At 23.7% G+C, this 14972-nt stretch carries 13 protein-coding genes and 1 other annotated feature; of the genes, 5 read left to right on the plus strand and 8 right to left on the minus strand.

The window, feature by feature from the left end:
- Position 1: 1 nt before the first annotated feature.
- The 7 genes from AAHM85_RS01465 to AAHM85_RS01495 form a co-directional block, all read right to left on the minus strand.
- The gene (locus AAHM85_RS01465; RefSeq protein ID WP_342260715.1) at positions 2-1360 is read right to left on the minus strand and encodes a hypothetical protein; all 1359 of its coding nucleotides are present in this window, start codon (positions 1358-1360) and stop codon (positions 2-4) included.
- On the minus strand, positions 1360-2283 hold the full coding sequence (locus AAHM85_RS01470) for an RluA family pseudouridine synthase (RefSeq protein WP_342261684.1): 924 nt from the start codon (positions 2281-2283) through the stop codon (positions 1360-1362). Before AAHM85_RS01470 ends, AAHM85_RS01465 begins: the two co-directional genes overlap by 1 nt.
- A complete protein-coding gene (gene lspA / locus AAHM85_RS01475) occupies positions 2171-2878 on the minus strand; it encodes a signal peptidase II (RefSeq protein ID WP_342260716.1) in 708 nt (235 codons plus the stop codon). The genes AAHM85_RS01470 and lspA overlap by 113 nt, the downstream gene beginning before the upstream one ends.
- Before the next feature lie 31 nt (positions 2879-2909).
- Complete coding sequence (gene ileS / locus AAHM85_RS01480; RefSeq protein WP_342260717.1) at positions 2910-5672, minus strand: isoleucine--tRNA ligase; 2763 nt, start codon at positions 5670-5672, stop codon at positions 2910-2912.
- Positions 5673-6017: 345 nt separating this feature from the next.
- A complete protein-coding gene (locus tag AAHM85_RS01485) occupies positions 6018-6896 on the minus strand; it encodes an IS1595 family transposase (protein WP_342260524.1) in 879 nt (292 codons plus the stop codon).
- A gap of 299 nt (positions 6897-7195) precedes the next feature.
- Positions 7196-7432: a hypothetical protein gene (locus AAHM85_RS01490; RefSeq protein WP_342260718.1), complete on the minus strand. Its 237-nt coding sequence runs from the start codon at positions 7430-7432 to the stop codon at positions 7196-7198.
- Positions 7433-7668: 236 nt separating this feature from the next.
- A complete protein-coding gene (locus tag AAHM85_RS01495) occupies positions 7669-8949 on the minus strand; it encodes an IS3 family transposase (protein ID WP_342260694.1) in 1281 nt (426 codons plus the stop codon).
- 414 nt (positions 8950-9363) lie between these two features.
- Here AAHM85_RS01495 and AAHM85_RS01500 point away from each other — a divergent pair, with 414 nt between their 5' ends.
- Positions 9364-10050, plus strand: coding sequence for a TIR domain-containing protein (locus AAHM85_RS01500; protein WP_342260719.1), 687 nt, complete (start codon positions 9364-9366; stop codon positions 10048-10050).
- 404 nt (positions 10051-10454) lie between these two features.
- Here the strand turns inward: AAHM85_RS01500 and AAHM85_RS01505 are convergent, their stop codons facing one another.
- The gene (locus tag AAHM85_RS01505) at positions 10455-11333 is read right to left on the minus strand and encodes an IS1595 family transposase (RefSeq protein WP_342260720.1); all 879 of its coding nucleotides are present in this window, start codon (positions 11331-11333) and stop codon (positions 10455-10457) included.
- Positions 11334-11594: 261 nt separating this feature from the next.
- Here AAHM85_RS01505 and AAHM85_RS01510 point away from each other — a divergent pair, with 261 nt between their 5' ends.
- The 4 genes from AAHM85_RS01510 (at position 11595) to rplL (ending at position 14837) form a co-directional block, all read left to right on the plus strand.
- A complete protein-coding gene (locus AAHM85_RS01510; RefSeq protein ID WP_342260721.1) occupies positions 11595-13184 on the plus strand; it encodes a hypothetical protein in 1590 nt (529 codons plus the stop codon).
- A 165-nt stretch (positions 13185-13349) separates the two neighbouring features.
- Entirely contained in the window at positions 13350-13562 is a 213-nt protein-coding gene (locus AAHM85_RS01515) for a hypothetical protein (RefSeq protein WP_252320294.1), read from the plus strand.
- A 199-nt stretch (positions 13563-13761) separates the two neighbouring features.
- Positions 13762-13887: a sequence feature (ribosomal protein L10 leader region), on the plus strand.
- A 36-nt stretch (positions 13888-13923) separates the two neighbouring features.
- Positions 13924-14415 carry a 50S ribosomal protein L10 gene (gene rplJ, locus AAHM85_RS01520; RefSeq protein WP_252320296.1) on the plus strand — a complete coding sequence of 164 codons (492 nt, stop codon included), beginning with the start codon at positions 13924-13926 and terminating at the stop codon, positions 14413-14415.
- A gap of 41 nt (positions 14416-14456) precedes the next feature.
- The gene (rplL, locus tag AAHM85_RS01525) at positions 14457-14837 is read left to right on the plus strand and encodes a 50S ribosomal protein L7/L12 (protein WP_342260722.1); all 381 of its coding nucleotides are present in this window, start codon (positions 14457-14459) and stop codon (positions 14835-14837) included.
- Positions 14838-14972: the final 135 nt, after the last annotated feature.

Here is a 14972-nt window from a genome sequence, read left to right on the forward strand (position 1 = left end):
TTTATACTTGTATATGAAAGTAATTAAGCATAATACTTTTAATAGTACTCTGACTAATTAGACCAAGTTTTTGATATTGTTTTAATATTTCTAAAGTATAATTATTATCATCAACAGGATAATAATTATTTAAACCTCAAAGTAAACCAGCAAATAATACTAATGAACCAATAGCTATTGGACTAAAAGCATAATACACAGTTATTTTATGATTATGATATCCGATTAAAGAAGCAAATAATCATCCTGTGACAAAAGCAATCATTCAATATAATAATGTCAGTACTTGTTGATCAGTTATAAATCAAAATATTAACATTAATAAGATAGTTGTAAAGAAACGACTCATAATTGGAGTTTTAAATAATTTATAATTTCAAATGAAAGGTAACATTGCTCCTAATGAAATTACAGGAAAAACTCAAAATCCTGACATGATATTAATATTATCAACAACACTTTGTAAAATACCGGTTAGAATCATTGCACCAATTCAAATGAAAATTGCTTTTCATCATCCATAAAATCCTTCAACAAATCTGCCAACACGATAAAACATTCAAAGTGAAAATATTAAATTAATAGGAGCTGAAGGATTTATATCATTACCAGCAAATGGATAAATTAATCATCTTCAATATTGATAAGCACCAAATATTAAGTTATGATAATTGGCACCAAAAAGCAAATGTTGCTGATTATAATCTAATGCTAATCAATCATCTTGATTAAGATTTATAATTATTAGAAAAACAACAAGTGTAATAATAGGAATTATAAAAAGAAATCAGGTAACTGCCAAATTAGAATTAGTACATTTTTTTAATGTTTCGCTTAAGTAACGACGGTTTTGAAAATTAACTTTTTTTCAATTATCACTTAAAGTTCCACTACTATTATCTTCATTAGTCTCTTCATTATTTTCAGTTTCAGTTTCAAGTTGGGGTAAGTCTACTTTAATAAATTTAGTAATACTAGGATAAAATTTAGACAATTCTTGAACAATTTTATCACTAGTAGCAATAATAACATCAACCGCTGGTGACATTCGGTTTTCGTTTTGGTTATCATCATTTAAAATAACCATTAAATAACGAATATCTTTAACACCTTCATTTGCTAAATGTTTATGTAAAATTTCATAAACTTCATCTTTGTTTTTTAAATGGTGAGGATTAAAATTATTTTCTTTAATAATTTTAATAATATGATAAGTATTACTATCTTTATTAGTTAGATATACTTCACCTTTAGCATGTAATTTTAATTCTTTAGGAACATTAAATGGTCGATAATCTTGATGACTAATAAAATAATCAACTAATTGTAAACCTAAAATATCTAGAATATTATCATCCATTATTTAACACTTTCCTTTCGTAATAATTGTAATTTATTTTCAAAAAAATCAGGTAAATTACATTCAAAAGTCATAACTTTTTTAGTTGTGGGATGAGTAAAAGTAATGACTTTAGCATGTAAGTATTGTCCAATATTAGCATTTTCCAATTTAAACTTGCTGTATAAAGGGTCATTTACAATTGGATGTTCAATTCACTCAAAATGAACACGAATTTGGTGTGTTCGACCAGTTTCTAATTGACATTGAATTAAAGTATAGTCTTTAAATCGTTCAATAACTGTAAAATGAGTAGTTGCTTTCTTACTATTTTGTTCATTGACCATCATTTTTAGACGATTATTATTGCTTCTAGCAATAGGCGCTTTAATGGTTCCTGATCTACCTTTAATTGTACCATGAACTAAAGCAATATAAATTCGTTTAATTTCATGTTTTTGTAATTGTTCTGCTAAAATATAATGACTAATTTTATTTTTAGCTACTAATAATAATCCTGTTGTTTGTTTGTCAATACGATGAACAATGCCTGGACGCAAATTATTTTCATCAATATTTTCAATTTTAGATTGGAATAATAATCCGTTAACTAAAGTATTATCTCAATTACCTGCTCCTGGGTGAACAATTAAATTATTAGGTTTGTTAATAACAAGAATTTCATTATCCTCATAAATTATTTCAAAATCAATTGCAGTTGCTTTTAAAGTGTTCTTTTTTTCATTTTTAATAATAATATTTATTTCATCATTATTTTTTAATAGTAGATTAGCTGATGAAATAGTTTTATTATTAACTATTACTTGCCCATTAATGATTAAATTTTGGATAAAATTTCGTGAATAATGATGTTCTGTTAATACCATTGCTAAATATTTGTCGATGCGGATATTTTTGTTTTCATGATATGTTAGTTTTATCATCTTTTGATTTTCTGTCATTGATGATTGTTGTAAATGTTCCATTGTTGACTTCATTATTGTGTTCTCCAAACTTTTCTTGATAGGCATTAATTATGGTTCCAATAATTATTTGTAGAATAATAATTGTGATACCAATGGTAATAAATATATCCGCAGTATTAAAAATAGTATATGGTGGGAATAGTTGTCATAATAAAAAGTCAATAACACCACCTTTGTGTAAAAATCTATCGGTTAAATTACCAATTGTTCCTGCAATAACAAAACTGAGACCTAGTGCTCTGTTAATAGATTTAGTAAATAATAGTCAGGTGCTACTAGCAATTGCTAGTAGAAAAGCAAAAGTTATTAGAAAGATTCTTTGATTTTGAAAAAAACTAAAAGCAGAACCATAATTAATAATAAATTTTAAATTAATAAATCCTGGTATAAATTTATATTCTTCACTGGCTTTTATTCCGTTTTGTACTGCTAGTTTTATCATTTGATCAGTGACAATTAGAATAATAATTGCGCAAAAACAAATTATTTTAGTTAATCATTTTCAATCACGTGTTTTTAAGTGATTTTTAATTGCTAATCAAGAAAATTCCATAATTACTTCTTTCTAAACTAATATTAGTTATTTACATTATTAATGATAACACTTCAAAACAACGATTACAAACATCTTCTTTTGTTTCATTAACGATTAATCAACAGCGAGGACATTTAGTACCATCTTTTGTTTTAACATTAATAGTTCAGTCATTAACGTTGCTATTATTATAATTAATATTAACTTCACTAACAATTAATAATTGTGCTAATTCTTTTTCATCAATTGTTGATAAGATATTATGATTATCTTTAAAAATAATAGTCACTATCGTTTCTAGGGGTGTTTTAACAATTTTGTCTTTTTTAGCTTGTTCAATAACTTTATTAACTTCATTTTTAAAGTTAATAAAATATTCTCATTTTTCCATTAATTTTGTTTGTTTGTTTGAATTTCATGGTTGTGGAAATTTTTTTAAATGAATAGAATCACTGCTTGTATTTAAATCTTTTTTAGTTAAACTTTGGAATGCTTCTTCAGTAGTGTGTGGTAAAATAGGGGCTAGTAGACCAATTAATGTTTTTACTATTAAAAACATTGTCATTTGTACTTGTTTTCTTCTAATGTCATTTTTGCTATTAACATATAAAATATCTTTAGTAAAATCACAATAAAAAGCAGACAAATCATTAGTAACAAAATTTAAAATTAAATGATAGATACTATTAAATTGGTAAGTTTGATAATTTTCATTAATTTTAGTCACTAATCCGTTTAATTTATTTAAAATATATTGATCAACTTCTGATAAACTATTAATAATGTCTTCTTCTGTTTTATTTTCAATAGTTTTGATATCTAAATCAAATAGATTACCTAGTAAGAAACGAAAAATATTTCTGATTTTACGATAATTTTCACTAACTTGTTTTAAAATTTCAGTACCAATTCTTGTATCATCAGTAAAATCAACACTGGCTACTCATAATCGTAAAATATCAGCACCATTAGTATCACAAATTGATTTAACACTAATAACATTACCAATTGATTTTGACATTTTATTGCCTTTAGCGTCAGTTACAAAACCATGTGCTAGCAAGTTTTTATATGGACTACTATTATTAGTAATAGTTCCTGTTGTTAAACTTGAATTAAATCAACCACGAAATTGATCATTACCTTCTAAATATAAATCTGCTGGTCAAGGTAAATTATTATTTTTAATAACTGCTAAGTGGGAAACGCCACTATCATATCAAACATCCATGATGTCTTGTTCTTTATAAAAAATACCATTTGGGCTATCTTTATGTTGATATTTAGGTGGTAATAAATCTTTTGCTTCTTTTTCAAATCAAATATTTGAACCATGTTTAGCAAATAAATCAGCAACATGATTAATAAGGTTTATATCCATGATTAGTTCTTTTTTTTCAGTGTAAAAAATTGGAATTGGTAATCCTCAAGCGCGTTGACGAGAAATGCATCAATCATAGCGATTATTTGTCATTAATAACATTCTTTTTTTTGCTCACTCAGGAACAAAATTTACTTTATTAATATTTTTAGTAAGTAATGGTTTGATTTTTTCAATAGCGATAAATCATTGTAAAGTAGCACGATAAATAACGGGTTTTTTAGTTCGTCAATCATGTGGATATTGATGTTTAAATCATTTCATACCAATTAATGTACCATTTTTTTTTAAGCGCTCAACAATAATTTTATTAGTATCATCATAAAACTTATTGACTAATTGTTCATCGTTGATTTCTGATGTAAATTGACCTTGATCATTAATTGGACAAAGAATTTTGATATTATGTTTTAATCCTAAATCAAAATCTTCTTCACCAAACGCTGGAGCAGTATGAACAATTCCAGTTCCATCATTTATAGTAACATGAGAACCATGAACGATTGGAGTTTTTCTTTGATATAATGGATGTAATGCTGTTAATCCAATTAAATCTTTACCAGAAATTGTTTTAACAATTATAAAATCGGTGATGTTGTTTACTTTGGTAAAAGAATCAATCAATGGTTGTGCAATAATATATTGTTGTTCATTAGTCTTAATAATACTATATGTAAATTCTTCATTTACTGCTAACATTTGATTGCTAGGAATTGTTCATGGTGTTGTTGTTCAAATTACTAATGAGGTAGGTAAGTTAAATATTTTTTTTTCGTTATTTAGTAAAAAGGCAACATAAATAGCAGCACTAGTTTTTGTTAAATATTCAATTTCAGCTTCAGCTAAGGCACTTTCACTTGATGGTGATCAATATACAGGATATAAATTACGATATACTAGTTTTTTTTCTACCATTTTAGCAAAAACTTTAATTTGTTCAGATTCATATTTTTTATCATAAGTAACATAATGATCTTCAAAATCTGTTAATAATCCTAATGTTTTAAATTGATTAATTTGATTAGCAACTTGCAGTTCTGCATATTTTTGGCATTGTTTTCTAAAATCTGATACTGCTATTGTTTTACGATTAATTCCCGAGTTAGTGACTGCTGTTTCAATAGGTAAACCATGCGTATCTCAACCTGCAATATAGGGTGCATAATAATTGTTATTATTATAATAACGAACAATAATATCTTTTAAAATTTTATTTAATGCATGCCCTAAATGTAGATCACCATTAGCATATGGAGGTCCATCATGAAGGATAAAAGTTTTCGTAGATTTTTTATTTTTGTTAATTAGTTGTTGATATATTTTTTGGTCTTGTCAATATTTTTGTAGTTGTGGTTCTTTTATAGTTAAATTAGCACGCATTTCAAAGTTAGTTTGAGGCATTAATAATGTATCTTTATAGTTTTTATTCATGTATATTATTCTCCTTTAAAATAACAAGTTTTATTTGTACTAATTATTCTTTTTTATTCTTAAATCATTATACTAGTAATTACTTGAAATTTGTATAATATTTACTTTATTTTAATAATAAGATTTTATAAAACTTAAAAGTCAAAAATATTACTTTTAGTGATTATTATTGGAAGATTGTCAAAAATCCGGAAAAAATTAAATCTTATATAGTCTTATTATAATGTAGACAAGAAATAATTTGGGATTTTATGTAATTGTAAAATCATCTTACTACTATTTTAAAAATATTACAACTAAGATACTTATAATAAATTTCGGAATTTTACGTTTATTGGTTAACACTTAATTCTTAATAAATAATTTAATTATGATATTTTTAAATGTGATTTTTTCTTTACGGTTATTATATTTAAAACAAAATTCATTTAAATAAGATTGGAGTCATTTTTTTGAAACTCAATGAAATTGGCCGATAAAACCTCTTTTTAATATTGCTCAAAAACTTTCTATTGTATTTGTATGAATACCATTATAAGAAAAATATTTTTTGTGATTAACTTGTTCATGTGGTAAAATCTTATTCATTTTATAATATCCACGATATTCATCAGTAAAAAGAATAGAATTGTTAATATCAACATTTTCTTTAACTATTTTCATTAAATCTTCAGATTTAATACTTTTATTTTTTGCATGAAATAATTTAACATTACCATTTCGTTCAATAATGCCAACAACACACTCTTTACTAGTTCCTCTACCACGTAATGAGTTATTTTTATTATCAACATCATTATATTTACGCGGTTTTCCACCCACATATGTTTCATCCATCTCTAATATTTTTGCTAATAATTTAATCTCATCATTAGCCATTGCCTTTCTAATTTTATGCATCATTTTTCATACAGTTGCTAAACGTAAATTTAAGTCTCTTGAAGCTTGAGATGATGATAAACTTTTTTTAGCATTAGCCATTAATACTATTAAAATAAATCACTTTTGAAGTGGTACACGTGTATGATGAAAAATAGTTTGAGCAGTTACACTAAAAGACTTATGACATTTTTTGCATTTATAACGCGACTCTTTTAAAACAGAGTTAACTTTTTCACTAAAACAAAAAAGACATTTTGGTTTGTTATTTCATCTTATTTCTTCTAAAAATTTTATACAAGATTCTTGGTTTGGAAATTTATTTATTATGTCTAAAATATTCATTTTCAATCACCTTTAATTAGATTTTATTTTACTAATATCTAATTATAGTTTTTAGAAATAATAATGTATATAAGTTATTGCCAATAAACGTAAAATTCCGATAAATTTTATTAAATGCTAAAATTAACAAATAAATTTAAGGAGAACTTAAAGATGAAAATTAAAAAACGGACTTCTCCCCACAAGTACTTGTGGGGAGAAGTCCGTTAAATTTTTACAATGATTATATTCTTTTAAATATTTTCCTTTATTTCCAACCATTATACTAAGATATAATGTTCTAATTAAATGGAATTTATCTAAAACAAACTCAGCACTAAATAATCTGCTACATCTTTAATTCACCCTGCACTATCACCACAAATAATTATTTTTGCTTGTTCAACATTTTCATAAAATTTTTGACAATATTCTTTAATAAATTCAGCAGTCTTTTTAATTCCAATTGCTGTTCTTGTTGGTCTTATAATTGCTTTTACTCTTTTATTTTGTAATTTATGATTAATATTATCTGTATATGTTGTTATTAATCTCATAGAGTGTTTTATACCTTTACGTTTAAAATCTCAAAACTTTCGATGTCCATCATCAATCGCTACAAAAATAGGCTGATTTTTTTCTAATTTTACTTTTACTGGATTTACTTCAATTACTTCTAAATTCTTAAAAACTCTATGAATAGTTCTAAGAACCTGTTTAGAATCTTTTTAATAAAATTGAAATAAAGGAAAGAACAACCATTTGTAAACTAGTATTTAATTTTCGGCATTGGTTAGATAAGTTTACTTTCTTGTCTTCAAATCTGTACAAATTGATTTGGAGGCATTTTCAATCTAATAACTATTCTATCATTGTTTCAATATCTAATAAATTTTTCTAATATTTTATTAAAACTTTCCATACTTTCAAAAGTGCTACCAAACATCATTTTAAAATCTCTTTTAATTCAACGATTTAAACATTCACTAACTTGATTACCTTTAAAACCTGATAGACTTTTTGAGTGAATTAGATTAGTACTTGTATTAAAAACTTTACTAACAATTTCGCTTGTATTAGCAGAACCTAAATCTGATTGAATAGTCGTAAAATTACATTGTTTAGCACTCGCTAATTCTATTTGATTAACCACATTTAACACAGTTTTGGCATTTTCACTTTTGTTTATTTTTCAGCCAACAATTGAATTACTGTACATATCAGTAGCAAAAACAACTAATAATTTTGTTTTTTTATCACCAATAATTATATTTTTAAATCATGTGCCATCCATACCAACTTTTTCAAGAAAGTTATTACTTGAAAAATTACGTTTTAATAAATCTTTATTATTTTTTAAATCACTATTTTCTACTACTCTATTTGTTGATTTAGGTTCTAATAATAATTTAATATTATTATCTTTTAATATTTGTTTTATGCTTGTTTTACTGCATTTAAGACCTTTATTTTTTATTTTTAACTCTAATCTTACTTTTTCAAAACTAGTGATATTAATGTACTTTTTTTCATTTTTAATGAGAACTATTTTGTTTATTGCTTGTATCAAATTATCATTAATTTTTGATTGATATTGCTTTTTACCTTTTTTTACTCATAAATAGTATGCTGTTTTGCTAATAGCTATGTAAACAATAATTTTATTTAATTGATGACCTTTTTGCTTATATTTTTCTACTATTAAAAAACACTTATATTTTAATAATTTACTATTTTTTCCCCTTGTTAATTTCTTTTCACAGGCTAATTGCTCCTTTAAAAGTTCTTTTTCAACCTCATCTTTTAAAGCTTGTTTTCTAAGTTTATCAATTTCTTTGTTTAATAGTTTAATTTCAATATCTTTCTTATCGATCCTGTGAGAAGTTTGGGATTTAGAAATTTTGGTGAATGCATTTTCACCTTTAATTTGATATTGGTTAACCCAATTATAAATTAATACTGGAGTTGATAATTTATATTTGACTTGAATTTCATGTATTTTTAGTTTTTTATCAACTAAATACTCATTAACAACGGCTAATTTTGTTTCTTTTGAATAAACTTTATAATTCATAATTTCTCCTTCTGTATTAATTATTTTTAATTATATTACAGATTGAAAATATTAATTGGTAAACTTAAGTGACTGATGCCATGTTATCAAATTTTACAATTACAAAAAAAGACAAGATTATTTCTTGTCTTTTTCCTTGTTGATAATTTTAATTTAACTTATAAAATGTATATTTTTTTTTTTAAATACGTCGAATATAAAATATAAATTTAATGTTTTAAGAAAAGAGAGTAATTTTGTCTAATTTTAATTATTTTTTAAATAATTCATTTTCGGAAATAAGTTACTAATATAGTAATAAATTATTTAGTAAATTTGACAACCGCCCAGTATTATTTTATAATAAAGTATAAACCTATTAAAGTTTATAAAAAAATATTTTTTTAATAATGTTAAAAAAGAGGTTAATACATAATGTTAAAAATTTTTATTTCATATCATCATTTAAGAGAACAAAAAGCAAAGGATGAATTATCAGAATTAATTTGGCAATGTTATGGAGAATATTTCGAAGTAAAAGACGTATCTGTAAAACTAGGTGATATTGATCCCCAATCACCTCCTAAAAAGATATTTAAAACTATTAGAGAAGAATATTTAAAAGATTCAGATATTACTATAGTTATTTTAGGAAAACATACAAAATGTAGAAAACATATTGATTGAGAAATTGCAGCTTCATTATCAATATATGGTAGTCTTCATCGAAGGAAAAAAAATAGTTTATTAATACTTTTAACTGATGATTTTATTAAAAAAACAAAAAAAAATTGTGATTTTAATGATAAGGATTATAAAACTTTAATTAATGAACAAAATTCTACTCCAAGAATTTATGAAAATGTAATAAATAACTATGCAATTGTTGAAAGTTTTTCAAATGTAGTTTCAAATCCTTTAAAGTTAAAAAAATTACTTGATAAATGTCAAGATAAAGTTAAAACTGAAAAACTGAAAAATAACTTTGATCTTTTCAAAGAAATAAATTTATTTGAAGAAAATATAGAAGATTGTCCAAAAAAATCTAAAAATAAACTAAAATGTTATTTCTCTTCACAAAAACAAAAATTAAAAAAATTATTTGTTATGAAAAACTTTTAAAAGATTTTCATTATTATTATTATTAAAAATTAAAAAATATAGTTTTTTATCAATTATTTAAGAAAATTTTATGTGATCAGAATGTTGTTTTAAATAATATTTTTGATTAGAAAAAATAAATAATTAAATACTAATAAGCATACAGATGTATATTAATAGTTAATTATAAATATCAAAAATATATAAAATTAAAAAGGTTTTAATTTTTTTAGTAAATAAAACTAAAAAAACTTTATTTTAGTAGTATAATAAAAATACTTACTTAGTTAAGGGTAAGTAAATATTCATTGGGTTGGCACCTAACAGTGAATAAGAGTTACCATTATTGGTAACTCTTTTATTTATTTTAAATGATTATTATATACCTCAAAATTTAACGGAATTTTACGCTTATTGGTTAACACTTAATTCTTAATAAATAATTTAATTGTGATATTTTTAAATGTGATTTTTTCTTTACGGTTATTATATTTAAAACAAAATTCATTTAAATAAGATTGGAGTCATTTTTTTGAAACTCAATGAAATTGGCCGATAAAACCTCTTTTTAATATTGCTCAAAAACTTTCTATTGTATTTGTATGAATACCATTATAAGAAAAATATTTTTTGTGATTAACTTGTTCATGTGGTAAAATTTTATTCATTTTATAATATCCACGATATTCATCAGTAAAAAGAATAGAATTGTTAATATCAACATTTTCTTTAACTATTTTCATTAAATCTGAAGATTTAATACTTTTATTTTTTGCATGAAATAATTTAACATTACCATTTCGTTCAATAATGCCAACAACACACTCTTTACTAGTTCCTCTACCACGTAATGAGTTATTTTTATTATCAACATCATTATATTTACGCGGTTTTCCACCCACATATGTTTCATCCATCTCTAATATTTTTGCTAATAATTTAATCTCATCATTAGCCATTGCCTTTCTAATTTTATGCATCATTTTTCATACAGTTGCTAAACGTAAATTTAAGTCTCTTGAAGCTTGAGATGATGATAAACTTTTTTTAGCATTAGCCATTAATACTATTAAAATAAATCACTTTTGAAGTGGTACACGTGTATGATGAAAAATAGTTTGAGCAGTTACACTAAAAGACTTATGACATTTTTTGCATTTATAACGCGACTCTTTTAAAACAGAGTTAACTTTTTCACTAAAACAAAAAAGACATTTTGGTTTGTTATTTCATCTTATTTCTTCTAAAAATTTTATACAAGATTCTTGGTTTGGAAATTTATTTATTATGTCTAAAATATTCATTTTCAATCACCTTTAATTAGATTTTATTTTACTAATATCTAATTATAGTTTTCAGAAATAATAATGTATATAAGTTATTGCCAATAAACGTAAAATTCCGAAATTTAATAATACTTAAATCATCTATATAATTTGAAAATAAAAAAATATTGTAAAAATTTCTAAAATTTGGTAAAAGATAAGTGTAAAACTAAATATAGTTTTTAACCCATTGCTTTATTTGTAAGTAAATGGGTTTTATTTTATAAGAAGGTGTATAAAATGCGTGATAATGATAAAAGAAAATCAACAACATTTCAGCGAATAATGGAAAATAATCCAGAAAATATTTTTGCTCAAACTGATGGTTCTATAAAAAAAAGACATGGAGGTTTAGCAATAAAATCTTCTAGAAGTACAAATACTCTAAATGAAACAAATAGTGATAATAATGATTTAAATAAATATAAATATAATTGTCTTACAATTATAGAAGATCAAAAGATAAGTAAACTTAGAGAAGAAATTTTTAATTTTACAAAACAATTAGAAGATTTCAAAAGAACAAATGATGATTTAAATCAAAACTTAACTATTGTTAGAGAAAATCTTTTTGAATTAGAAATTATTCAGCTTAAACCATTACGTGATGATTTAAAACGTAAAGAAAGAAAAATGGAAATAAATAAAACTAAGAAACAAAATACAACTGATAGTGAATTTAGAGAATATTTTGCTCTTAAAGAAACAATAGAAAATAAAGAATTAAAACTTGAAGAACAAAGAAATATAAAAAAAGAATTGAATGATAATATTGAAAAAAATAATTCTAAAATTGAGGAATTAGAAAATACTATAAGCAATTTAAATAATGAACTAGATAGTTATAGTGATGATTGGATGCCGTTATCATTAAAAGATAATATTAATAGAAGAATAGAACTACAAAGAAAAATTGATGAAGAAGATTTAACTGAAGAGCAAAGACTAAAAATATTTTCTAATATTTCTAAGTTAAAAAAAGAAATAAAAAAAGAAATAAAAAAAGAAATAAAAAAAGAAATAAAAAAAGAATGAAATATTAAAAGTCAAAATGTTAGAAAAATGTATGAAGAAATTTTTCTAATTAAAGATAAGATATTTTATATAACAACTTTAGTTTATAATGATGAATCAATTTTTGAAGAAATAATATATTTTGATAATAATGAAAAAAATGAAATTGAAGTTTGAAAACAGACTAAAAAGTATCAGAGTATTGAAGAATATAAAAAAAGTACTTGTTTAATTGATAAAGAAAATGCAAATAATATTAGTACAATGCCAGTTAAAGAATTATTAAAAGAACAAATAGAATTAAAATTAAAGCCATCTAAAACGGAGTGAAAAGTTTGGGTTATTATTTTAGTCATTACTATTATTATTGCTGTTCTTCCAAATTTGATTCCTGTGATTTTAGCTCCTTATTTGGCTGCTGCAGTAGTGGCAACAATTAAGATTGATATTGCTATTGCTTCAGTTTTTATTAGTGGAGGTTTTAAAGCAATTACATCAGTTTTTTCAACTGCATCAAAAAAAGTTGAATCATGAATTTATAATAAATTATTTAAAAATAATAAAGATAAAAAAGAAGTTAAATCAGTATCTAAAGATTTAACAAGTGATAAATTAGAAACACAATTTAATATATTAAAACAAGAACTGGATAGTAGAAAACTTAAAACTATAAATGAACTAATGAATGATAAAATAATACTAAATGTTGAAAATAATATAATTCCAGTTGAAAATCAATTTGATGTAGATAAAGCTAATTCTATGGGCAATATGCAACCTCCTACAAATGTAATACAACGAAGTTATTCATTTTAAAATATAACGTATAATTAGTTTAATTACTCTTACTTAATTAAGTAAGAGTAATTTTTTATATATTTTTATATATATTTTTATATATATTTTTTATTAAAAATATATAATTTTATTGAGTATTTAAAGGTAGAAAAAATATTCAAAAAGTGAAAGGAATAATAAATTATGCCATGAAAATCTATTGAGAATAATAAATTAAAACAAGAAGCGCATGCTAAAAATGCTGATAAAATAAATAAAGCTTGAGGAGAAAAAAACGAATCAGAAAGAAGAGAAAGAGTTTGTAAAAATCTTGAGTTAGATAAATCAAAAATAAATAGTGAATCTTCTTCAAGTGAAAGCAAAAACTCTAGTAGTAAAAACAGTAACCAATTATAAAATAACAATTTTTTTAATTAAAATAAACTTCAATATGAAGTTTATTTTAATTTATTTCATTAATTTTCATTAAGATATTGATGAAATTAGCATTTATTTATTAAAAATAGTATCTATAACTTAAAATATATATAATAAAAAATTATTTATTTAATCTTTTGTAAATTTTTCTTGATTTTAATATATATATATCATATAATATACAAGCTAGAATAAGCCAAAGACAGCAACGGACTTTTGTCTTAATTATGTTGCCCAGGTAATTTCCATCATTATATATGCATGTGATTTACTCGCTTTTGCTCCGAGTTTTATTTACTACTTATTGCTAGTTATTTCAAAATAATAAGGAGGTGTACTTATGCGCCCAGCAATGGTTGAAAAACAAAAAACTATTGATTTAATTGCTAAGCAAATTAATGATTCAAAAACAACAATTGTTGTACAATATCAAGGTATGAATGTTGAAGAAATTAGTTCTTTACGTAAGGAATTAAGAGCTAAAGGTGCAACATTCACTATTTATAAGAATAATTTAGTTGCTCGTGCTTTAAAAAAAGAATATTCATCGCTTGAAAGTAGTTTAGTTGGCCCAAATGGTTTTATCTTTGGATTTGAAAACGACTTAGAAACAGCTAAAATAGTTTCTAATTATGCTAAAATTAATAAATTATTAGTATTAAGAGGTGGCATTTTTGAAGGGAAAGTTATTGATCAAAGTGAGTTACAAAAAATAGCTTCATTACCATCAAAATTAGAATTAATTTCAATGTTAGCTTCTTGTTTACAAGCACCAGTTCGCAATTTGGCTTTAGCAATTAAGGCAGTAGCCCAACAAAAAGAAAACGCATAATTAACACTTATTAAATAAAAAAATATATGGAGGAAAAAATAATGGAAAATATTACAAATAAACAAATTATTGAACATGTTAAAACAATGACAGCAGTTCAATTAAAAGAATTAGTTGAATTAATTGAAACAACTTTTGGAGTAACTGCAGCAGTTGCTTCTGCACCAGCAGCAGCTAAAGAAGAAGCAACAAAACCATCAACAGTTTCTGTAATCCTAAAAGAAGTAGGAGACAAAAAAGTTGATGTTATTAAAGCAGTTAAGGCAATTGTTGGTGGTACAATATCTTTAATGGATGCTAAAAAAATGGTTGATGCAGTAGCAACAGGACCACAAAAGATTTTAGAAAATATTGATACAGCAAAAGCAACAGAACACGAAGCAACGTTAAAAGCCGTTGGTGCTATTGTTGAAGTTAAGTAGTTCAAATATTAAAAATTTATATGAAAACCAGTTTTAATTAATACTGGTTTTCTGTTTGTTATTTAATTAAAAATTATCAACTTAAAACTTAATATTTTATCAAACTAATTAGTAAATTAATACTAATTAACTGAA

Source organism: Spiroplasma endosymbiont of Notiophilus biguttatus, assembly GCF_964030985.1.
In the GTDB taxonomy this organism is placed as follows: Bacteria; Bacillota_I; Bacilli_A; order Mycoplasmatales; family VBWQ01; genus Spiroplasma_E; species Spiroplasma_E ixodetis_A.